This window comes from Streptomyces aurantiogriseus, assembly GCF_014649375.1.
GTDB classification, from domain to species: domain Bacteria; phylum Actinomycetota; class Actinomycetes; order Streptomycetales; family Streptomycetaceae; genus Streptomyces; species Streptomyces aurantiogriseus.
This window is the reverse complement of sequence record NZ_BMSX01000002.1, coordinates 597,423-618,034: the sequence shown is the minus strand read 5'-3', so window position 1 is coordinate 618,034 and position 20,612 is coordinate 597,423. Positions and strand designations below refer to the sequence as shown.

Below are 20,612 nucleotides of genomic sequence, written 5' to 3'. Positions count from 1 at the left end.
TGCGCGCGGGTGCGCGACTCGGGCATGCGCCATCGCGATGTCGGTCGAGAGAGCCGCGCATTCGGCCACACGTCGCCCGACGGACACTCACAGTAGTCGCCAACGCATCATGTGCGGTGGGCAGTTGACAAAGTCCCCCGGAGAGCGTCCCGCTCTGGTATGAGGCTTCGCACAACAGACCGATAACCCACCGGAGTTCACGGACTCCGGAGTGAAAGAAGTTGATCGGAGCTGGTCAGAGGCGGCCAGAGGTGGACGCAGACAGAAGGAGGGGGTCGAGGAGCCCGACGCTCCCCGACCCCCTCCGCGATCCGCCGCGACGGCCTCGGTCAGCCCGCCGGGACGACCTCCGGGGCCTCGCCGCCCTCGGTCGCACCCTTCGAAATGTCACTCACCGTATCGGTCGTGGCCTTGGCTTCGGGGGCCGTCACCTCGGGCCATCCGCCCGCCGGGGCGAGCGCCACACCGCGCCACCACGGCTCGTCCGGGAAGGTCTCGGCGGCCGGCTCGAAGGGCTCGCCGGGCCGGGGCAGGGCGATGGGCGCACCGGCGGCGCGCGCGGCGGCCAGGGTGCCCTCGCCCGGATCGGCCCACGCGTGCGTGGCCAGGTTGAAGGTCGCCCAGTGGATCGGCAGCAGCACGCCCGTCGGCTCGCCGCCCTGGAGGTCGAGGTGGGCGCGCAGGCCCTCCTCGGGTGTCATGTGGATGTCGGGCCAGAACTCGGAGTACGCGCCGATCTGGATCATCGTCGCGTCGAACGGGCCGTGTGCGGCGCCGATGTCCTGGAAGCCCTCGAAGTAGCCGGTGTCGCCGCTGTGGTAGATCCGGTGCTCCTCGCCCGCGACGGCCCAGGAGGCCCACAGGGTGTGCTGGGTGTTGCGCAGGCCGCGGCCGCAGAAGTGGCGGGCCGGGGTGGCGGTCAGGGTGAGGGGGCCGACCTCCGTCGCCTCGTGCCAGTCCAGTTCACGCAGCCGGTCCGCGGACACGCCCCAGTGTTCGAGGTGGGCGCCGACGCCGAGCGGCACGGCGAACAGGGTGTCCGTGCCGGCCAGCGCCTTGATCGTGGGCATGTCCAGGTGGTCGTAGTGGTCGTGCGAGATGACGACGACGTCGACCGGCCCCAGGGCGGCGAGCGGGAGCGGGACCGGGTGCAGGCGCTTGGGGCCGGCGAAGGGGAAGGGGGAGCAGCGCTCGCCCCAGACGGGGTCGAACAGCACCCGCCGCCCGTCGATCTCCGCGAGCACGCTGGAGTGGCCCATCCAGGTCAGGCGCAGGCCCGTGGCGGGCGGCTTGGCGAGGTCGGCGAGGGTGGTGGCGTGCACCGGGACCGTGCCCACGGGGGCGCGGCGGGGGCGGGAGTCCTTGTCGAAGAAGACCTTGGCGAAGTCGAGGGCCGAGCCCGAGGGGCGGGTGCGCGCCGGGCCGCCGGGGTTCTGGAAGACCCCGTCCTTGAAGTGGGGCGATCTGCGGATGCGCGCCAGGCGCTCACCGCTCGGGTCCGCGCCGAAGGCCTCGGGCTGCACGGCGCGGAGCCCGGAGCTCCAGGAACGGAATCCGGCCACGGTACCTCCAGGTGGAGTCGCTGAGGCCTCCCATTATGGGCGGCCCCTGTGACAGAGCCGGAGCGCCCTCGTCAGCGGGCCCCCGGCACCGCGTTGACAGGGCGGCTCCGGGATCCTGATACTGACCTGCTGTTCAGTAGTGCCTGGTCGAGGAGTCCGCATGACCGCCGCCCCCTTGTTGTCCCTCACCTGGACCGACGACGTCACCGGCCGCCAGGGCTTCCTGGTCGTCGACCGGCTCGTGCGGGGCGTGTGCAGCGGCGGTCTGCGGATGCGGGAGGGCTGCACCCTCGACGAGGTGACCGGCCTCGCCCGCGGCATGAGCCTCAAGGAGGCGCTGCACTACGACCCCGAGGCCCGCTACGTCCCCCTGGGCGGGGCCAAAGGCGGCATCGACTGCGACCCGCGGGACCCGGAGGCGTACGGGCTGCTGGTGCGGTACCTGCGGGCGGTGCGGCCGTACGTGGAGAGCTGCTGGACCACCGGCGAGGACCTCGGGCTGACCCAGGACCTGATCGACCGGGCCGCCGCCGAGGCGGGGCTCGTCTCCTGCGTCCAGGCCGTCTATCCGCTGCTGGACGACGAGGCCGTGGCCCGTGAGCGGCTCGCGGACGCCTTCGCGGTCGAGGTGGACGGCATCGGCCTGGACGAGCTGGTCGGGGGCTGCGGGGTCGCCGAGTCCGTGCTCACGGCGCTGGACCGGGCCGGGGTGCCGTACGCCGGGACGCGGGTCGCCCTGCAGGGGCTGGGCACGATGGGCGGGGCCACCGCACGCTTCCTCACGCGCGCGGGGCTGTCGGTCGTGGCCGTCGCCGACGTCAAGGGCACGATCGCCAACCCGGCGGGCCTGGACGTGGAGGCGCTGCTGGCCGCGCGGGACGCCCACGGCACCGTCGACCGCTCCGCGCTGCGCACCGACGACCGCGAACTGCCGGGGGACGCCTGGCTGTCCGCCGAGGCGGAGGTGCTGGTGCCGGCGGCCGTGTCGTACGCGATCGGGGTCGAGGAGCAGGAGCGGATCGGCGCCCGCTGGATCGCCGAGGCGGCCAACATGCCCGTCCTGCCCGAAGCGGAGGAACTGCTGCACGCGCGCGGGGTGCGAGTGCTGCCGGACGTCGTCGTGAACTCGGGGACGAACGCCTGGTGGTGGTGGACGCTCTTCGGTGACATCGGCGCGGACGCGGACGAGGCGTTCGCGTACACGCGCCGCTCGATGCGGGCGCTGGTCGAGCTGGTGCTGGAACGGTCGGCGGCCGACGGATCGACGCCCCGGGCGGCCGCGCACGCGATCGCCGCCCGGCGCCTGCCGGTGATCGCGGAGCGGTTCGGCCGCCACCGGTGAACGGCGTCCGCGCAGGTCGCGGCCCCTGTGCGGGAGGCCCCTGTGTAGGGTGACGGCGTGGCGAGGGTCCGGTTGAGTGTGGCCGAGCGGCGCGAGGAGCTGCTGCGGGCCGCCATCGAGCAGATCGAGGCGCGGGGCGTGGCGGCGGTCAGGATCGCCGACGTGGCCGCGGCGCTCGGTGTGAGCAACGCGCTGGTGCTCTATCACTTCGAGACCAAGGAGAAGCTGGTCGCCGCCGCGTTCGCGTACGCCGCCGAGGACGACCTGGCGCATCTGCGCAAGCTGCTCGGCCGCCGGACGACCGCCCTGCGCCGGCTGCGCTCGGCCGTGCGCTGGTACGCGCCCACGGGCCAGGCCAAGGGCTGGCGGCTGTGGATCGAGGGCTGGGCGGTGTCGCTGCGCGAGCCCGCCCTGCGGGAGGTCGCCCGGGACCTCGACCGGCAGTGGAAGGCGGCCCTCGCCGAGGTGATCGCCGAAGGCGTGGCCGCGGGCGAGTTCCGCTGCCCCGACCCGTCCGGCACGGCCCTGCGCCTCACGGCACTGCTCGACGGGCTCGCCGTGCAGCTGACGTCCTACGCGGGTGCGGTGTCCCGGGCCCGGGCGCAGGAGTGGGTGGACGAGGCACTGGCCCGGGAACTCGGGCTGGGGGCGGGAACGTTGAGCGCCCAGGAGCGCTGAGAGGATCCGGAGGGACCCGCAGGGACCCGGTCGGCCCCGGCATCCTTGCCTCAGTCCAGCTCGTACACCGCCGTCACCGTCGCCGTCGCGCGGATCACGCCCGGTGCGACGGGCACGATGGAGCCGGCACCGGTGGCGTCCGCGGTCTGCGGTAGGGGGCGCGGATGGCCTGCGGCGTCCTCGCTGAGGGAGACCAGCCGGCCGAGGCGGTGGCCGCTGAGGTGGGCGTACTGCACGGCCTTGGCGTGGGCGTCGTCGTGCGCGGCCCGGCGGGCGCGGGCCTGGAGCGGTGCCGGGTCGGACACGTCGAAGGCGACGGAGGTGATACGGCCCGCCTCACCGGTGGCATCCGCGATCGCCTGGAGCACTGCGCCGGTCTTCCTCACCTCACGGACCTTCACGGAGAAGAACTGCGCGGCCTGATACCCCTTCAGTCGGGAGGTCCCGTCGGCGGTCTCGTGGACGGCGGTGAGGGCGACGCTCTCGGTACGGATGTCCCCCTCGGTGACGCCCTGGGCGCGTACGGCCCTCAGCAGGGCGTCGGCCGCCGTGGTCTGCGCGTTCAGGGCCGCCCGCGGGGTCTGGGCGACGGTTTCGACACCGGCGCCGACGATCGCGAGGTCGGGGTCGGTGCTCGCGCTGCCCTCGCCGGTCACGGTGAGAGTGGCGGAGCTGGGCGCGACCGGCCCCACAGCGGCGCGCCCGGCGGCCGACGCGCTGCTGCGAGCCGACAGCGCGGCCGCCGTCGGCGCGGCGAAGGCCGGGAGGCCGAGAGCGAGGAGGGTCACGACGGCGGTGGTGACAGGCGTGCGCGGACGGGACATGCGGAACCGTTCCTTCAGGCGCTGGGAGACGAGGTGCGGTCATCCCAGCACCCGGACCGGACCGCGCGTCCGCACCACTCCCGCACGCTCACCTCACTGGTGGAGCGGCCGGCCGTCCGATGGGACGGCCGGCCGCGCTCCGGCGAAGCTCACGCCACCGACGCGATCCGCATCTTGATGTCGTCCGGCGACAGCGTGCCCTTGGCCGTCACATGGTCGCCCGAGGACTCCCCGCGCAGCCGGCGCCCGATCCACGGCACCAGGTACTCGCGCGCCCAGTGCACGTCGTCACGCCGGACCTCGAGGGTGCCGCGCGGCGGGAGCGGCGGCCAGGGCTGCTCCGGGTCGGCCGGGACCTCCAGGCCGAGGACCTGTCCGGCGCGCAGCGCCACGCGCGTGTGCCCCTCCGGCGAGAGGTGGAGCCGGTCGTCGTCCCAGGCCCGGCGGTCCTGCACCGACTTCAGGGACCACAGGTCGAGGACCGGGCAGCCGTACCGGTCGGCGATGGCACGGACGTGCCCGTTGTAGGTGGCGATCTTGCCGCGCAGGTGCTTCAGCACGGGGACGCCACGGGTGTCGAAGCCGGTCGTCACCATGACGGTGCCGGCGGCGGAGGTCAGCGCGGCGATGGCCTGCTCGAAGCGCTCGGCGACCTCGTCGGGGTCGGTGCCGGGTCGGAGGATGTCGTTGCCGCCGGCGCAGAAGGAGACCAGGTCCGGCGCGAACTCCACCGCCTTCGGCAGCTGGTCCGCCATGATCTGGTCGAGCAGCTTTCCGCGCACCGCCAGGTTGGTGTACTCGAAGTCGCCCTCGGGCCGCCGGTCCGCGAGCAGTACCGCGAACCGGTCGGCCCAGCCGACGAACGCCCCGTCGGGGCCGGGGTCGCCGACGCCCTCGGTGAAGCTGTCCCCCACCGCCACGTACGACCCGATCACTGATCTGTTGTCACTCTTCGAATCGTCTGCCACAGCAGTGCATGATTCCCCTTCGAATGTGACCTACGCGACCGTAGGCAGGGGTTGACGGACGGTGAGATAAGACACCCCTAAAGAATTTGCCAATCAGGGAATAAGACCCCCGTCAGCCACGTCGATACAGCGACCACACCCGGAAGCCGCTGATCCGGAAATGGCTCCAGGTGGTGCGGAACGCGAAGTGCCCGCCGGTGTACGGCTCCGGGTCGGTGTAGTCGAAGACGAGCCGCCCGTTGTTCCACCACCGGACGGTGGGGCCGTCGGAGACGATCCGGACCCGGTTCGGCTCGTTCGCCACGAGCAGCGGCTCGGTGTAGTCGTGGATGAGCGGGCGGACGCCGGCCTGGCCGACGTAACGGCGCAGTCGGGTGGTGGTGTTGGTGTTGGCGCCGTAGCCCACGTAGTACGTCTTCAGGTGGTCGTACTCCGCCAGCGCCCCGCCGCGCGGGGTGGCGAAGAGGTCGTCCGGGGAGCGGACGTCGACGGCGTTCCAGAAGTTGTTGAGGTCGGAGACGCGGTCGTTGACGCCGCCCGCGAAGACCGGCGTGGCGACGTATTCGAGGGCGTACGGCCCTTCGAGCGGTTGCTTGAACCAGATCGTCGCCCCGGCGGGCACGTCGACCTCCAGGATTCCACGCGAGGCCGTCACGGTCCCGCCCTTCTCCAGCTCCACGGCCCACCGGCGCAGGCCGTGACGGAAGTCGTCGTGGGCGAGGAGGCGGCGGCCGTGGTGGGCCGTGGCGCTCACGGTACCGGCGGGGGTCAGGGCGGCCAGGGCGGCCCCGGCGGCGAGTGCTCCGAATGTTCTACGCGTGGTCGTCACGTCGATCGGCTCCTTGGACGAAGGTGATGGCGGGCCTGGGAATCCGGCGGGTCTCGGTCCCGAGGTAGTAGTCGGTGTACGTCGACTGCAGGTATCCGCGGACGGTCCACCCGAGGCGGTACGCGGGGTTCTGGGCGAGGGTGTAGATGCGGGTGCCGGTCGGCACGGTGGTGGTGTAGAGGCGCAGGGCGGTGTGGTCGGCGGTCTCGGCGAGGATCTCCTCGCGCCAGTCGCCGACGAGGTCGCCGTAGAAGGGGGTGGCGTTGCGGGCGCCGGAGACCACGCCGGCCGGGTCGAAGATCTTCGTGCTGGTCTCGGTGGCGGGGTTCCACTTCTCGACGTACGTGAAGTCGAGGAGTTCCGACGCCTTGTCACCGTCCCACCAGATACGGAAGTTGACGCTCGGAGTGGTCGTGGAGACCTTGCCGTCACGGACGTTGAAGACGCCCGCGCCGGGCCGGGTCACGTCGGCCGTGGACGTCCAGTACTCGTAGCCGGGGTGGCCCGGGTCGATGTCGGCGGCGTTGCCCCGGCCGACGTCGAGGTCGGCGTCGCTCACCGGGGTCGCCGGGTGCGCGCCGGTGGCGAGGCGCTCGCCGGTGTCGGCGTCGTAGTAGTACCAGGGGAAGTTCGAGACGATGCCGAGTTCGGACTGCTGGATGGCGAAGCCCTCCAGGCCGGGGCGGTCGGGGTCGAGGTCGGCGATGTCGAAACGGTCGCCGTGGATGGCCCGGTCGACGACGTAGCGCAGGGCGCCGTCGCTGTTGATCACGTAGTTGCCGTCGGCGATCTCGTCCGTGCCGTCCTGGTCGACGTCCACGGTGCGGATCTGGTGGAAGCCGGTGGCGCCGGTGGCCGGGTCCACGACGTACTTCCAACGGCGGGTCAGGTCGGTGCCGTCGTAGTCCCAGGTCTGGAACAGCACCCGGAACGAGCCGCGCCTGGCGCCGACCCGGGTGACCAACTTCGTCACCAGACTCGGGCGTCGGCCGTCGAGATACGCGATGCCGAAGTGGCCGCCGGAGGGTCCGTCGGCGACGAAGTCGTCGGGCACGGGCTGCCGGGTGCGCTCGGTGCCGGTCGCGCCGTCGATGACCGACACGAACTGGTCGGCGGGCGAGGCGGCGGTCACCTGCCTGCCGTCGGCGAAGGTGGTTCCCGCGGCCGTGTGCGTCAGCACCTCGGCCCTCCCGTCGCCGTCGAGGTCGTAGACGGTGACGTTGTCGTCGTTGCGGTAGCCGCCGATCGCCGTGGAGCCGCTGATCGCGGCGGGCGCCGGGTCGTTGGCGCCGTTCCCGCCGGCCTGGGTGTAGGAGCCGGGACCGAGGTCGACCCGCCAGAGCCGCTCGCCGGTGAGCGTGTACGCCTCCAGCAGGTCGGCCCGGTCGCGGGTCCGGGACAGACGGCTCACGACCAGCTCGTACCGTCCGTCGCCGTCGAGGTCGCCGGGCCAGGCGTGCTGGACGGTGTAGCCGTCGGCGGCGGCGAGCGGGATCTCGGCATACCCGTCGGAGAAGTCGAGGGCGGGTGAACTCGCCCGCAGCTCCCGCCCGTTGACCACCGCGCGCACGGCGTAGGTGCCCGTGCCGGGGCTGTTGTCCTGGTACGTGGTCGATGCCCGCACCGCCTCGCGGTTCAGCCGGCGGCCGTTCTTGTACACGTTGAAGGCGATCGCGTTCCCGTACCGCGCGTACTCGGTGCCGAGCAGGCGCCAGCTGAGGAAGGTGCCCTTGCCGGAGGGGACGGCGACCAAGCCGCGGTCGAGGTTCTCGACGATCCGGCGCGGCTGCTCGGCGGCCTGGCCGGTGGGTGCGGAGAAGAGTCCGGCGAGCAGGGCGCCGGCGGTGAGGACGACGGTTCTTCGGCGTCGGGTGGGGTTCACTGGTGGTCCTTCGCGAGGAGAGTGATCAAGTGGCCGGCCACCTTGCGATGGCCCTGGGCGCTGGGGTGGACGGTCCCGTGGAAGTCCCCGTCCGCGGAGAGCCAGCCGGTCGTATCGACGAACTCCGTGCGCGCTTCGGCGAGTTCGGCGACCACGGCGGCGATGTCGGTGGCGTGGGAACCGTCGAAGGGGCGCAGGGCGAGGATGCGGGCGTGCGGGGCGGCCGCCCGCAGACGGGCGAGATAGGCGCGGTAGGCGGTACGGAACTCGGCGGAGCCGTACGCCGTGTCGTTGGTGCCCTGGTTGACGACGATCACGTCGGCATGCCGGTCCGGCCGGGCCGGGGAGCCGGCGTGGTTCCAGCCGTACGCGTCCGCGGCAGCCGGCACTCCCCCGTTCCCTGTCTGGATCACACCCTGCCGCCCGAAACCGACCTGGGTGAGCGAGGCGTGCAGAGCGTCGGCGACGAGGGTCGGGTAGGCGGCTGTCCCGTCGGCGCAGTCGGAGGTGTTGACGTCGCAGAGGGCCAGGACGCCCTGGGTGATGGAGTCGCCGTAGAACGCCAGTTCCGTCGGGTGGCGGGCAGGTTGGTCCAGCACACGCCCTCGGAGGCCTGTCAGGACGACGCCCGTCTCCAGCGGTGGCGTCCAGCGGTTGGCCCGGGAGAAGACGTCCTTCACGGACAGCTCGGCCGTGTGCGGGCCGGGGCCGGTCGTGGTGATGGAGATGTCGCTCCGGTCGACCGCGTACCGCTGCTTCGGGCCGCCGTCGACGGAGAGGTAGATCTGCGCAGGAACCGTGATCGACGAGACGTCGAACAGTGCGTGGACCGTGCCACCGGTGAAGCGGAACCGCAGGCGGGAGCCGGAGTTGACGGTGACGGCGGCTTCGGCGGACCGGCTCCAGTGGCCCTCGTAGAGGAGCCGCCGGTCGTTCGGGCGTACCACGTTCGAGGCACCGGACGGGAAGGCGGGCGGGGTGGCGCCCGCGAGGAGCCCGGCGGTCAGGGCCGTACTCAGGCCGAGCCTCAGGAAGGTGCGTCTCATGACGGGATCCGGTCTCCGATCGGTGCCAGGTTCTGGATCGCCGCGAGTGCCCACTGGGCCGCGTCGGGCGAGTAGGCGGTGACCCAGCTCCGGACGGGCACCTCCTCGCCGTCGGCGGTGGTCGGCCGGAACCTCCGCTCCGGCCGGTACGCGCCCCGCGCCCACGGAACGTCCCGCGTGGCACCGGCGTGGACGGCGGGTGCGGAGCCCTCCAGCCAGTGGAGTTCGGTGGCCTGCCCGGAACCGGCCGCCGCGGCGGCCGTGCGGGACGGAGACCAGGAGAACGGGGCTGCGGCGGCCGCGGCTGCGGCGCCCTTGATGACGGTGCGTCGGTGGACGCCGGACACGGGACCTCCGTAGAGCGATGGAAAGCGCTTGCTCCCTGACGGAGATCACTGTGTCCCCACTCTGCCCCGCCTGTCGACGGTGCGGGCCGAGCTGCCACAAGCCCGCAATGAAACGATCATGAACGGGCAAAACTCACCACGGGAGGGGCCGGACACGCCGAAGGCCGGACCCGGGGATCGGGGTCCGGCCTTCGGCGGCGTGTCAGGCGGGAGGTCGTGCGGGGGGTCAGCCGACCGAAACGCCGTGCGTGCGGAGGTAGGCGACCGGGTCGATGTCCGAGCCGTAGTTCGGCGTGGCGCGGATCTCGAAGTGCAGGTGCGGGCCGGTCACGTTGCCGGTCGCGCCGGACAGGCCGACCTGCTGACCCGCGGAGACCGTCTGGCCGGCCGAGACCGAGAGCTGGGACAGGTGGGCGTACTGGGCGTAGTAGCCGTCGGCGAGCTTGATGACGACCTGGTTGCCGTACGCGCCGCCCCAGCCCGCCGAGACGACCGTTCCGGCGCCGACGGCCTTGAGCGAGGTGCCGGTCGGGACACTGAAGTCGACGCCGGTGTGGTAACCGCTGGACCACATGCTGCCGGACATGCGGTACGGGGTGCCGACGGTGGCGCCGGCCACGGGCTGGCTGTAACCGCCGGCATTGCTGCTGCGCTCGGCGGCCTGGGTGGTCGACGTCTTCGACGCGGAGGAGTCCGAGGAGGACTTCGAGGCCGAGGACTTGGAGGAGCCGGACGACTTCGAGGACTTCGAGGACTTCGACGAGGAGGAGGAACCGGCCGAAGTGGACGGCGACTTGGTGGCGCCGGCCGTGGCCTTCTTGCCGATCGACAGCTTGAGGCCGGGGTGGATCAGCGACGGGTCGTCGCCGACGACCTCACGGTTGTCCTCGTAGAGTCGCTGCCAGCCACCGCTGACATGCTGCTCGTTCGCGATCTTCGAGAGGTAGTCGCCGGCCCGCACCGTGTAGGTCGTGGCGCTCGCGGCGGACTTCGACTCGGCGGCGGACTTCTGCGCGACCGGGGCGGCCTCGACGGCCTTCTCCGAGACCGAGGAAACCGACTGGGCGGGCGCCGACTGGGCCGGCGCGGCGTGGGCACCGGTGGCCCCGATGAGCGGGAGTGCGAGCGCGGCGCCGCCGGTTCCGGCGGCGGCGATGGAGCGGGTGAAGCGCTGGGTCTTCGGACGGCGGTGCTTACCCTTCGCGGGCATGGCGAATTCCTCTCCGGCGCCTGCGAGGTGAGCTGTCGGGTGCGGGCTGGAGATGCCCGGCCGTGCCGAGGCACGGCTTTACCCCAAGCCGTTCCGGAGACCGGAACAGGCGGTTCTACCTGTGGGTCCCCCGCTCCTGCCGTACACGGGTCAGTGTGTGCGGGCTCCGGGCGGCGGCAGGATTAGGCGTCCGTCCGGAGTGGAGAGGAACGTAAGCGACCAAGACGCACAGGGACAAGCAGAGGTTGCGCTGCTCACGCCTTTCTCTTGATTCCCTGTGAGAATTACCCGTCACGCTCCGTCAACCGAAAGGCCCGCTTTTCACTTAACGCCCTTGAAATCTGCCCGAATTACGTGAACATGACGGACGACGCACGGTCACGAATATGACCCTCCTCACGTGACGTCTCTCCAGGTTTCCTTATTTCAGAGCGAGTTGGAATTAAGGCGTCAATTCGGACAGATTTATCAGATGCGACGCAGGCGGATAACCATCGCATCAAGGTCGCCGCGCAGCCCGGTGCGCACACCGTGATGCAACAGCACCGCACCCCGGTGCACTTCGCCCGTTTCGAGGCATTCGTACGAGACTGTCGGGTCCAGGCCTCGCAGCCGCAGCGCCGGAACCGGCTCTCCGTACCGCTGCGCCTGAAGCCAGGCGAGGACGACGGCCTCGTCCCCGCGCACGTACTGCACCGCACTCAGCCCACCCTCCGGGGGTCGCAGCCGGTAAAGGTCGCCGTGCTGCACGAGGGGTCGGATCTCCTTGTAGAGGTCCACCCAGCGCCGGGCCTCGCCGAGTTCCTCCTCGGTCCACTCGGCGAGATCGCCGCCGACGCCGAGCACCCCGGCCATGGCGCTGACGAACCGGAAGCGCAGCGAGCTGGCCCGCCCGTTGAGCTGGGTGTTGGGGCTGTCGGTGACCCAGGCGGCCATGACCCGCGCGGGGTGGATCTGGCTGAAGCCGTGCTGGATGGCGAGCCGGTCCAGCGGGTCGGTGTTGTCGGAGGTCCACACCTGGTCGGTGCGGCTCAAGACCCCGAGGTCGATCCGGCCGCCGCCGCCCGAGCAGGACTCGAAGGCCACACCCGGATGGGCCGCCCGCAGCCGGTCCAACAGTGCGTACAGGGCGCGCACATGATCCACCCAGAGCCGCTGGGGGTAGGCGTCGCCAGGCCAGCCGGCGTCGGTGAAGCAGCGGTTGAAGTCCCACTTGACGTAGTCGACGGGCGCGCTGGACAGGAGTGCGTGGAGCCGCTCCCAGAGGTACTCCTGGACGTCCTCGCGCGCGAGGTTGAGTACGAGCTGATTGCGTAGTTCCGTCCGCTTTCGTCCAGGCTGGTACTGCACCCAGTCGGGATGCGCCCGGTACAGCTCGCTGTCCGGGTTGACCATCTCGGGCTCCACCCAGATGCCGAACTGCATCCCCAGCGCGTGCACGTAGTCCGCGAGCGGCTTGAGGCCGTTCGGGAAGCGGTCGGGGTTGGGCCGCCAGTCGCCGAGCCCGGCGTGGTCGCCGGTGCGCGCCCCGAACCAGCCGTCGTCGACCACGAACAGCTCGACGCCGACGGCCGCGGCGCGGCGCGCGAGGGTCGCCTGCTGCTCCTCGGAGATGTCGAAGTAGGTGGCCTCCCAGGAGTTGAACAGCACCGGCCGGTCCCGCTCCGCGTCCGGGATCACGTGCGCGCGCTGGTAGGCGTGCCAGGCACGGCTCGCGCCGCCGTACCCGCCGTCGGTCCACAGGCCGGCGAAGACGGGCGTGGTGAAGGACTCCCCCGCCGCCAGCCGCAGCAGGCCCGAGTCGTCGTATCCGGCGCCGCCGGTGATCTGCACGCGCGCGTCGGGGAGTTGGGCCACGGCGATCCGCCAGGAGCCCGACCAGCCGAGGGCGCAGCCGTAGACCTCGCCGTGCTCCTCGGTCGCGTCGGTGTCCAGGGCGACCCAGGGCAGGTGCTGGTGGCCGGTGTGGCCGCGGCGGCTGCCGATGACCTTCTCACCGTAGGTGAGAGGGGCCCGCGTGAGGCGGGACTCGGCGGCCCAGCGGCCGTGCAGCTGGGACAGGCGCCAGCCCTCGCGGTCGGGCAGGGTCCAGGTCGCCGAGTCGGCGCGGAGCAGCTCCAGGGGCTCGTCGCCCTCGTTGCGCAGGGTCGCCCAGCGTTCCACGACGTCGCCGCGCATCCGGTAGTGCAGGGTGACGTCCAGCCCGGCGTCCCGGAAGCGCAGCCGCAGCTCGTCGCCCTCCGTCTCGTGCCCCGCGAAGGTCCACTCGGTGCCGCGCCGTTCGGTGGTGCGCACGGACAGGGCGGGCCGGACGAAACGGGCGCCGCCCTCGACGGGGTACTCCTCACGGCCGTCGAGCGGGGACTCGAAGGGCCAGTAGTCCGGCAGCGGACGCACGGCGAGTGCCTCGGCGTCGGCGAGCGCGAGCCGCGGGCCCCAGTGCAGATGGACGAGCTCGTCGGCCTCGGTGACATGGACGGCGTAACTGCTGCCGGGCCCCGAAAGGAGCCAGGTACGACCGTCGGCGGCGGACTCGGGCATCAAACCCCCACTGATTCGAACAGGTGCGATCAAGCACCAACATCATCAGGGTCGGGCGTCCCGACGGGCAATTCCGGTGGGCAACTCTTCACCTGGCCGAGGTCCGCCGCTGGGCCTGTGGACAACCCATTGGCCCGGCCATGCATGTCGTATCGTCAGGGAGGTGTTCCGGCGGCCACAGAGCCGCGCCGACCGGAGCCGACGACCGGGAGGAGCCCCCGTGACGCAGCAGATCCCGTCGACCGAGCCCGAGTTGGCCGGTGTGCGCAACTTCCGCGACGTGGGCGGTCTGCCGACCGTCGACGGGCGGCGGGTGCGCCCGGGAGTGCTGTTCCGCAGCGGCCACCTCGCGCACGCGACGGACGAGGACGCCGCGTTCCTCTCCTCCCTGGGGCTGCACACGATCTTCGACTTCCGCAACGCGGCGGACCAGAAGCTGGAGGGCCCGGACATCGAGCTGCCGGGCGTGCGCAATGTGAACCTGCCGCTGACGGACCCGGCCGACGGCGCCGAGTTCTGGAAGATGGTCCGCGACGGCGACATCGACCAGCTTCGCGAGATCCTCGGCGACGGCAGGGCCGCCCACCGGATGATCAGCTCCTACCGCACGATCATCAAGGAGCGCACCGCCGAGCACTCCCAGGTACTGCACGCGCTCGCGGAGGACAGCGTCCCCGTCCTGATGCACTGCGCGGCGGGCAAGGACCGCGCGGGCCTGTCCGTCGCCGTGACGCTGCTCGCCCTGGGCGTGGAGCACGAGGCGATCCTCGCCGACTACCTGGAGTCCAACGCCAAGCACCGCCGCTACCGGATCCGCCGCAGCGGCACCTCCGCGGCGGCCTACTCCCCCGAGGTCATGGAGCTGCTCAGCCCCCTCTTCGACGCCCGCGCCGAGTACCTCGCGGCGGCGCTCGAGACCGTCGAGGAGACGTGGGGCGGCGTCGACACCTACCTGGAGCGGGGCCTCGGGCTCACCCCGGGGACCCGGGAGCGGCTGCGCGAGCGGCTCCTCGACTGAACTGCCGCTTCCGAGGCCGCTACTGCTTGGCCCCCACCTCGAACAGCAGCCAGATGAACGCCGCGAGGACGTGCCCCACCGCGATGTAGATGATCAGCCGGATCCACAGGGCGCGCGGGAACCGTTCCTCGATGTCGCTCATGGCATCTCTCCAGGGGTGGGGCCCAGGCACAGCGCGGCCGTGGGGCTCTGCAGCAGGGTGTGGACGAAGAGCAGTTCGACCCCGTCGGGGTCCTGCGCGGCGAGGCGGTGCGGGGTCAGCGAGTCGAAGTGCGCACTGTCGCCGGGCCCGAGCAGATGCGCGGTGTCCCCGAGGCGCAGCCGCAGCCGTCCGCGCAGGACGTGCAGCCACTCCTCCCCCGGGTGCACCCGCACGATGTCGCCCTGGGAGCCGTACGGCACATGCACGCGCAGGGCCTGCATCCCGCGCCCGGACGCGCCGGCCGTCCAGTACGTCCAGCCGCCCGCACGGGTCGGTTCCATCTCGGCGGCACGGACGACGGCGTCCCGGTCGACGGCCGTCTCGCCGAGCAGCTCCGAGACCGTCGTACCGTAGACACGGGCGAGGGCGAGCAGCATCGGCAGCGAGGGCTGGCGCTGTCCGGTCTCCAGGCGGGAGAGATGGGCGGGCGACAGCCCGGCGGAACGGGCGGCGGCCTCCAGGGTGAGGGCGGCGCGCCGGCGCAGAAACCGCAACTGCGGAGCGACGACGGGGAGGGCATCAGCCTCGTCCGCCGGGACCTCGGGGGGCTCGGGCGGGGACGAACTCATACGTCCATTCAGCCGCACCTTTGCCTCTGGGGCAACTTTCTTGCCTCAGAGGCAAAGTCCACCGAACGCGGTCAGCGGTTGGCCACCGCCTGCTTGATCAGCGTCTTGCCGAAGTCCCACATCAGCCCGCCTCCGCTGTGGGCCTCGTCCATCACCTCGGTGAAGGCGGCGACGAACCGGTCCACGTCCTGCTCGTCGATCACGAGCGGTGGGATCAGCTTGATCACCTCCAGGTGGTCGCCGGAGACCTGGGTGAGGATCCGGTGCCGCTGGAGGAGCGGTACGACGACCATCTGGGCGAAGAGCCCCTTGCGGGCGGTCTGCAGCATCGTCCACCGGCTGCGCAGCTTCAGCGACTTCGGCTTCCCGAACTCGATGCCGATCATCAGTCCCCGGCCACGCACCTCACCGAGCAGTTCGTACGTGTCGGTGAGGGCCGCCAGCCGTGACTTGAGCTGCTCGCCGGTGGCCCGGGCGTTCGCGACGATCTGCTCGTTCTCCATCACGGACAGGACCGCGAGGCCCGCCGCCATCGCCTGGGCGTTGGAGCCGAAGCTCGCCGAGTGGACCAGGACGCGGTCGATCGACGAGAACACCTTCTTGAAGATCCAGTCCTTGCCGAGGGTGGCGCCGACCGGCACATAGCCGCCGGAGAGCGCCTTGGCCACGCAGACCAGGTCCGGCTCGACACCGTCCTCGTGCTGGTAGGCGTAGAAGTCGCCGGTCCTGCCGAGGCCGGTCTGCACCTCGTCGGCGATGAGCAGCGCCTTGTGCCGGTGCAGCAGTTCCTGCGCGGCGCGCAGATAGCCCGGCGGGCCCTCGTGCACGCCCTTGCCCTGGATCGGCTCGACGATCAGGGCGGCGACGTCGCCCTTCTTCAACTCCTTCGCCAGCACGTCGAGATCGCCGAGCGGTACGGCCGTGTCGGGCAGCAGCGGGGCGAAGCCGTCGCGGAAGCCGTCCTCGCCGTTGACCGACAGCGAGCCGGTGGTCAGGCCGTGGAAGGCGTGGTCGCAGTAGAGGATCCGGGGCTTGCCGGTGGCCCGCCGGGCGAACTTCAGCGCGGTCTCGACCGCCTCGGTCCCGCTGTTGCCGAAGAACACCCGGTCCAGGTGCGGGCTGTGGGCGAGCAGCCGTTCGGCCAGCAGTCCGGGCAGCGGCTGGCAGTCGAAGCGGGTGAGGTCGGCGAGGGAGGCGTCGAGGACGTCGTGCAGCGCCTTGCGGACGACGGGGTGGTGGCGGCCCAGGCCCATCACCCCGAACCCGGCGAGCATGTCCAGGTAGTCGTTGCCGTCCGCGTCCCAGAAGTGGGCGCCCTCGGCCCGCTCGTAGACCTTGTCGAAGCCGATGGTGTGCAGCATGCGCGGGAGCTGGTGGTTGAGGTACTTGGTGTGCAGCTCGTAGCGCTCGGCTCCGCGCTCGGCCAGGAGGGCGCCGAGGTCGAACTCCTTGGTCATGCGTCTTTCTCCTCGGGTGGGCCGCCGGCTTCCCCGACAGGGCTGTCGGCTTCCTTGACGGCCAGGCTCGCGCTGATCCGTCCGGCGACCTCGACGGGTGTGAGGCCGATGTCGGCGAGCACCTCGGCACGCTTGGCGTGCGCGAGGAACTGCTCCGGGATGCCGAACCGGCGTACGGGTACGTCGACTTCGGCGTCGCTGAGGGCGAGTGCCACCGCCGAACCGACGCCGGCGGCACGGCTGTTGTCCTCGACGACGGCCACCAGGCGGTGTGCGGCGGCGAGGCCCGGCAGGGCCGGGTCGACGGGCTTGACCCAGCGGGGGTCCACGACCGTGCAGTCGATGCCCCGCGCCTCCAGCAGCTCGGCGGCCTGCAGACACACCGGTGCCATCACGCCGACGGCCACCAGGAGCACGTCGGCCCGGTCGGCGCGGTGCAGGACGTCCATGCCGCCCACGTGGTCGATCGCCGGGATCTCCGGGCCGACCGACTCCTTCGGGAAGCGGACCAGGGTCGGCGCGTCGTCCACCGCGACCGCCTCCCGCAGCTGGGCGCGCAGCTGGTCGGCGTCGCGCGGGGCCGCGATCCTCAGGCCCGGGACGACCTGGAGGACGGACATGTCCCACATGCCGTTGTGGGAGGCGCCGTCCACGCCGGTCACACCGGCCCGGTCGAGCACGAACGTCACGCCGCAGCAGTGCAGTGCCACGTCCATCAGCAGCTGGTCGAAGGCACGGTTGAGGAAGGTGGCGTAGACGGCGACGACGGGATGCAGCCCCCCGGTGGCCAGCCCGGCCGCGCTCACCGCCGCGTGCTGCTCGGCGATGCCCACGTCCCACACCCGGTCCGGGAAGCGTTCGGCGAACTTGCCGAGGCCCACCGGGTGCAGCATGGCCGCCGTGATCGCCACGACGTCGTCGCGCTCCTCGCCGATCCGGACGATCTCGTCGCCGAACACGGACGTCCAGGACGGCCCGCCGGCGGGCACGAGCGGCGCGCAGGTCAGCGGGTCCATCACCCCGACGGTGTGGAAGTGGTCCTCCTCGTGCGCGAGGGCCGGTTCGTAGCCGCGGCCCTTCTCCGTGAGGCAGTGCACCAGCACCGGCCCGTGGAAGCGCTTGGCCCGCCGCAGCGCCGACTCGACGGCCTTGATGTCGTGTCCGTCGATCGGACCGACATACTTCAGGCCCAGGTCCTCGAACATGCCCTGCGGGGCGAAGGCGTCCTTGAAGCCCTTCTTCGCGCCGTGCAGCGACTCGTAGACGGTGTGCCCGACGACCGGGGTCCGCAGCAGTACGTCCTTCCCCCAGGCCAGGACCTTCTCGTAGCCGTCGGTGGTGCGGAGGGTCGCCAGGTGGTTGGCGAGGCCGCCTATGGTCGGCGCGTAGGAGCGTTCGTTGTCGTTGACGACGATGATCAGCGGCCGGTCCTTGGCGGCCGCGATGTTGTTGAGCGCCTCCCAGGCCATACCGCCGGTGAGGGCGCCGTCGCCGATGACCGCGACGACGTGCCCCTTCTCCCCCTGCACCTGGCGGGCCTTGGCGAGCCCGTCGGCCCAGCCGAGGGCGGTGGAGGCGTGGCTGTTCTCGATGACGTCGTGCTCGGACTCCTCACGCGAGGGGTAGCCGGACAGACCGCCCTTGCCGCGCAGCTTGGAGAAGTCCTGACGTCCCGTCAGAAGCTTGTGGACGTAGCTCTGGTGGCCGGTGTCCCACAGGATGCGGTCGACCGGTGACTCGAAGACCCGGTGGAGCGCGATGGTCAGTTCCACCACGCCCAGGTTGGGCCCGAGATGACCGCCGGTCCGGGCGACCGCGTGCACCAGGAACTCCCTGATCTCGTCGGACAGTTCACCGAGTTCCACCTCGGACAGCGCCTTCAGGTCACGTGGTTGCCGGATGTTCTCCAGGATCGTCACGCTCGGGCCCCCTCTCGGTCCGTGCTGTTCAACTCACGGTGACGGCCGGCTCCCCCGCCGCGACGCCGTCCTGCTCCATCTGCTCGGCGATCTTCATCGCCTCCTCGATGAGGGTCTCCACGATCTTCGACTCGGGGACGGTCTTGATGACCTCGCCCTTCACGAAGATCTGCCCCTTGCCGTTGCCGGAGGCGACTCCCAGGTCGGCCTCCCGCGCCTCGCCCGGACCGTTGACCACACAGCCCATGACCGCGACCCGCAACGGGACTTCCATGCCCGTGAGGCCCGCCGTGACCTCGTCGGCCAGCTTGTAGACGTCGACCTGGGCGCGCCCGCAGGACGGACAGGAGACGATCTCCAGCCGTCGCTGCCTGAGGTTCAGCGACTCCAGGATCTGGATGCCGACCTTGACCTCCTCGGCGGGCGGCGCGGACAGGGACACGCGGATCGTGTCGCCGATGCCCTGGCTCAGCAGCGCCCCGAAGGCCACCGCCGACTTGATCGTCCCCTGGAACGCCGGACCGGCCTCCGTCACCCCGAGGTGCAGCGGGTAGTCGCACTGGGCGGCGAGCTGCCGGTACGCCTCGACCATCACCACCGGGTCGTTGTGCTTGACGGAGATCTTGATCTCCCGGAAGTCGTGCTCCTCGAACAGGGACGCCTCCCACAACGCGCTCTCCACGAGCGCCTCCGGGGTCGCCTTCCCGTACTTCTGCAGCAGCCGCCTGTCCAGCGACCCCGCGTTGACCCCGATCCGGATCGGCGTGCCGTGGTCCTTCGCGGCCCGCGCGATCTCCTTCACCTTGTCGTCGAACTGCTTGATGTTGCCCGGATTGACCCGTACGGCCGCACAGCCGGCCTCGATCGCCGCGAACACGTACTTGGGCTGGAAGTGGATGTCCGCGATCACCGGGATCTGCGCCTTGCGGGCGATGGTCGCGAGGGCGTCCGCGTCGTCCTGCGTGGGGCAGGCGACGCGGACGATCTGGCAGCCGGACGCGGTGAGCTCCGCGATCTGCTGCAGGGTGGCGCCGATGTCCGACGTCCGCGTCGTCGTCATCGACTGCACCGACACCGGGGCCCCGCCCCCGACCGCCACCGACCCGACCTGGATCCGCCGCGACGCGCGCCGCTCGGCGATCGGCCGGACCGGTACCTCGGGAACGCCCAGGGATACGGCCGTCACCGGGTCACTCCCGGTTCCCGGAGACCGTCTCGCGCATGGCGCGCAGCGACTCCTTGAGCGAGCCCATGGTGGCGAGGACGGCGGTGGGCTCGTAGCCGCAGTGCGCCATGCAGTTGGCGCAGCGCGGGTCCTTGCCGCGGCCGTAGTTGTCCCAGTCGGTCTCCTCGATGAGTTCGCGGTACGTCGGGACGTAGCCGTCGCTCATCAGGTAGCAGGGGCGCTGCCAGCCGAAGAGGGAGTAGTTCGGGATCGCCCAGGCCGTGCACGGGAAGTCGACCTTGCCCTCGAGGAAGTCCAGGAAGAGCGGGGAGTGGTTGAGGCGCCAGCGGCGCCGGTTGCCGCCCGAGAAGGCCTTCTTGAACAGCTCGCGGGTCTGCTCCACGCCCAGGAAGTGCTCCTGGTCGGGCGCCTTCTCGTAGGCGTAGGCGGGCGAGATCATCATCTCGTCGACCTTGAGGTCGTCGTTGAGGAAGTTGAGCACCTCGATGACGGTCTGCGGGGTGTCGGTGTTGAAGAAGGTCGAGTTGGTGGTGACCCGGAAGCCGCGCCGCTTGGCCTCCTTGATCGCCTCCACGGCCTCGTCGAAGACGCCCTCCTTCGCCACCGACTCGTCGTGCCGCTCGCGCAGCCCGTCGATGTGCACGGCGAAGGCGAAGTACGGGGAGGGCCTGAACTTGTCGATCTTCTTGCGCAACAGCAGGGCGTTGGTGCAGAGGAAGACGTACTTCCGCTTCGCCACCAGCTGCCGCACGATCTCGTCGATCTGGGGATGCATCAGCGGCTCGCCGCCGGCGATCGAGACCATGGGCGCGCCGGATTCGAGTACCGCCCCGACGGCCTGGGCGACCGGCATGCGCTGCTTGAGCACTCCCGCCGGATGCTGGATCTTGCCGCAGCCCTCGCACTTGAGGTTGCAGGCGAAGAGGGGTTCCAGCTCGACGATGAGCGGGAACTTGTCCCGCTTGCGGAGCTTCTGTTCAGCCAAGTAGGTAGCGACCTTGATGGACTGGCGCAGCGGCATGGCCATATGGC

General features: G+C 71.2%; 18 protein-coding genes and 1 riboswitch. Of the genes, 3 read left to right on the top strand and 15 right to left on the bottom strand.

The genetic code is table 11. The annotated features are described in order from the left end of the window. Window positions 1–329 precede the first annotated feature (329 nt). Window positions 330–1,562, bottom strand: a complete 1,233-nt coding sequence (locus IE263_RS06190; RefSeq protein ID WP_189933013.1) for an MBL fold metallo-hydrolase — start codon at window positions 1,560–1,562, stop codon at window positions 330–332. 160 nt (window positions 1,563–1,722) lie between these two features. Here IE263_RS06190 and IE263_RS06185 point away from each other — a divergent pair, with 160 nt between their 5' ends. Next, complete coding sequence (locus tag IE263_RS06185) at window positions 1,723–2,904, top strand: Glu/Leu/Phe/Val dehydrogenase dimerization domain-containing protein (RefSeq protein WP_189933011.1); 1,182 nt, start codon at window positions 1,723–1,725, stop codon at window positions 2,902–2,904. Window positions 2,905–2,961: 57 nt separating this feature from the next. After that, window positions 2,962–3,582 (top strand): TetR/AcrR family transcriptional regulator, encoded by a 621-nt coding sequence (locus tag IE263_RS06180; RefSeq protein ID WP_229910809.1) that lies wholly within the window; start codon window positions 2,962–2,964, stop codon window positions 3,580–3,582. A gap of 50 nt (window positions 3,583–3,632) precedes the next feature. Here IE263_RS06180 and IE263_RS06175 read toward each other — a convergent pair whose 3' ends face one another. From IE263_RS06175 to IE263_RS06140, 8 genes are all read right to left on the bottom strand, one after another. Next, a complete protein-coding gene (locus IE263_RS06175) occupies window positions 3,633–4,406 on the bottom strand; it encodes an SIMPL domain-containing protein (protein WP_189933009.1) in 774 nt (257 codons plus the stop codon). A 149-nt stretch (window positions 4,407–4,555) separates the two neighbouring features. Beyond that, window positions 4,556–5,341, bottom strand: coding sequence for an SGNH/GDSL hydrolase family protein (locus tag IE263_RS06170; protein WP_189933007.1), 786 nt, complete (start codon window positions 5,339–5,341; stop codon window positions 4,556–4,558). A gap of 145 nt (window positions 5,342–5,486) precedes the next feature. After that, window positions 5,487–6,203 carry a DUF6250 domain-containing protein gene (locus tag IE263_RS06165; RefSeq protein WP_189933005.1) on the bottom strand — a complete coding sequence of 239 codons (717 nt, stop codon included), beginning with the start codon at window positions 6,201–6,203 and terminating at the stop codon, window positions 5,487–5,489. Next, window positions 6,187–8,085 (bottom strand): rhamnogalacturonan lyase family protein, encoded by a 1,899-nt coding sequence (locus IE263_RS06160; RefSeq protein WP_189933003.1) that lies wholly within the window; start codon window positions 8,083–8,085, stop codon window positions 6,187–6,189. Before IE263_RS06160 ends, IE263_RS06165 begins: the two co-directional genes overlap by 17 nt. After that, the gene (locus tag IE263_RS06155; RefSeq protein WP_189933001.1) at window positions 8,082–9,131 is read right to left on the bottom strand and encodes a GDSL-type esterase/lipase family protein; all 1,050 of its coding nucleotides are present in this window, start codon (window positions 9,129–9,131) and stop codon (window positions 8,082–8,084) included. Before IE263_RS06155 ends, IE263_RS06160 begins: the two co-directional genes overlap by 4 nt. Further along, on the bottom strand, window positions 9,128–9,478 hold the full coding sequence (locus IE263_RS06150) for an RIFT barrel domain-containing protein (RefSeq protein ID WP_189932999.1): 351 nt from the start codon (window positions 9,476–9,478) through the stop codon (window positions 9,128–9,130). Before IE263_RS06150 ends, IE263_RS06155 begins: the two co-directional genes overlap by 4 nt. A 226-nt stretch (window positions 9,479–9,704) precedes the next feature. After that, entirely contained in the window at window positions 9,705–10,688 is a 984-nt protein-coding gene (locus IE263_RS06145) for a M23 family metallopeptidase (RefSeq protein ID WP_189932997.1), read from the bottom strand. Window positions 10,689–10,692: 4 nt separating this feature from the next. Continuing rightward, window positions 10,693–10,854: riboswitch (cyclic di-AMP (ydaO/yuaA leader) on the bottom strand. Between the two features lie 302 nt (window positions 10,855–11,156). Then, a complete protein-coding gene (locus tag IE263_RS06140) occupies window positions 11,157–13,229 on the bottom strand; it encodes an alpha-galactosidase (RefSeq protein WP_189932995.1) in 2,073 nt (690 codons plus the stop codon). 220 nt (window positions 13,230–13,449) lie between these two features. Here IE263_RS06140 and IE263_RS06135 point away from each other — a divergent pair, with 220 nt between their 5' ends. Further along, window positions 13,450–14,247, top strand: coding sequence for a tyrosine-protein phosphatase (locus IE263_RS06135; RefSeq protein WP_189932993.1), 798 nt, complete (start codon window positions 13,450–13,452; stop codon window positions 14,245–14,247). A 19-nt stretch (window positions 14,248–14,266) separates the two neighbouring features. On the opposite strand, the gene IE263_RS06130 is transcribed toward IE263_RS06135, so the two are convergent. From IE263_RS06130 to hpnH, 6 genes are all read right to left on the bottom strand, one after another. Continuing rightward, complete coding sequence (locus tag IE263_RS06130) at window positions 14,267–14,389, bottom strand: DUF6126 family protein (protein ID WP_189932991.1); 123 nt, start codon at window positions 14,387–14,389, stop codon at window positions 14,267–14,269. Further along, window positions 14,386–15,018 (bottom strand): helix-turn-helix domain-containing protein, encoded by a 633-nt coding sequence (locus IE263_RS06125; protein WP_189932989.1) that lies wholly within the window; start codon window positions 15,016–15,018, stop codon window positions 14,386–14,388. The genes IE263_RS06130 and IE263_RS06125 overlap by 4 nt, the downstream gene beginning before the upstream one ends. Before the next feature lie 71 nt (window positions 15,019–15,089). After that, window positions 15,090–16,475, bottom strand: a complete 1,386-nt coding sequence (locus IE263_RS06120) for an aspartate aminotransferase family protein (protein WP_189932987.1) — start codon at window positions 16,473–16,475, stop codon at window positions 15,090–15,092. Continuing rightward, entirely contained in the window at window positions 16,472–18,394 is a 1,923-nt protein-coding gene (gene dxs, locus IE263_RS06115) for a 1-deoxy-D-xylulose-5-phosphate synthase (RefSeq protein WP_189932985.1), read from the bottom strand. The genes IE263_RS06120 and dxs overlap by 4 nt, the downstream gene beginning before the upstream one ends. A 28-nt stretch (window positions 18,395–18,422) precedes the next feature. Further along, the gene (gene ispG / locus IE263_RS06110) at window positions 18,423–19,580 is read right to left on the bottom strand and encodes a flavodoxin-dependent (E)-4-hydroxy-3-methylbut-2-enyl-diphosphate synthase (protein WP_189932983.1); all 1,158 of its coding nucleotides are present in this window, start codon (window positions 19,578–19,580) and stop codon (window positions 18,423–18,425) included. 4 nt (window positions 19,581–19,584) lie between these two features. Continuing rightward, window positions 19,585–20,607, bottom strand: a complete 1,023-nt coding sequence (gene hpnH / locus IE263_RS06105) for an adenosyl-hopene transferase HpnH (RefSeq protein ID WP_189932981.1) — start codon at window positions 20,605–20,607, stop codon at window positions 19,585–19,587. Window positions 20,608–20,612: the final 5 nt, after the last annotated feature.

Bases quoted from the DNA above. Each gene is read 5' to 3' on its own strand.
- IE263_RS06185 (WP_189933011.1), top strand. From the start codon at position 1,723: ATGACCGCCGCCCCCTTGTTGTCCCTCACCTGGACCGACGACGTCACC.
- IE263_RS06175 (WP_189933009.1), bottom strand. From the start codon at position 4,406: ATGTCCCGTCCGCGCACGCCTGTCACCACCGCCGTCGTGACCCTCCTC.
- IE263_RS06155 (WP_189933001.1), bottom strand. From the start codon at position 9,131: ATGAGACGCACCTTCCTGAGGCTCGGCCTGAGTACGGCCCTGACCGCC.
- IE263_RS06145 (WP_189932997.1), bottom strand. From the start codon at position 10,688: ATGCCCGCGAAGGGTAAGCACCGCCGTCCGAAGACCCAGCGCTTCACC.
- IE263_RS06140 (WP_189932995.1), bottom strand. From the start codon at position 13,229: ATGCCCGAGTCCGCCGCCGACGGTCGTACCTGGCTCCTTTCGGGGCCC.
- IE263_RS06130 (WP_189932991.1), bottom strand. From the start codon at position 14,389: ATGAGCGACATCGAGGAACGGTTCCCGCGCGCCCTGTGGATCCGGCTG.
- IE263_RS06125 (WP_189932989.1), bottom strand. From the start codon at position 15,018: ATGAGTTCGTCCCCGCCCGAGCCCCCCGAGGTCCCGGCGGACGAGGCT.
- IE263_RS06120 (WP_189932987.1), bottom strand. From the start codon at position 16,475: ATGACCAAGGAGTTCGACCTCGGCGCCCTCCTGGCCGAGCGCGGAGCC.
- hpnH (WP_189932981.1), bottom strand. From the start codon at position 20,607: ATGGCCATGCCGCTGCGCCAGTCCATCAAGGTCGCTACCTACTTGGCT.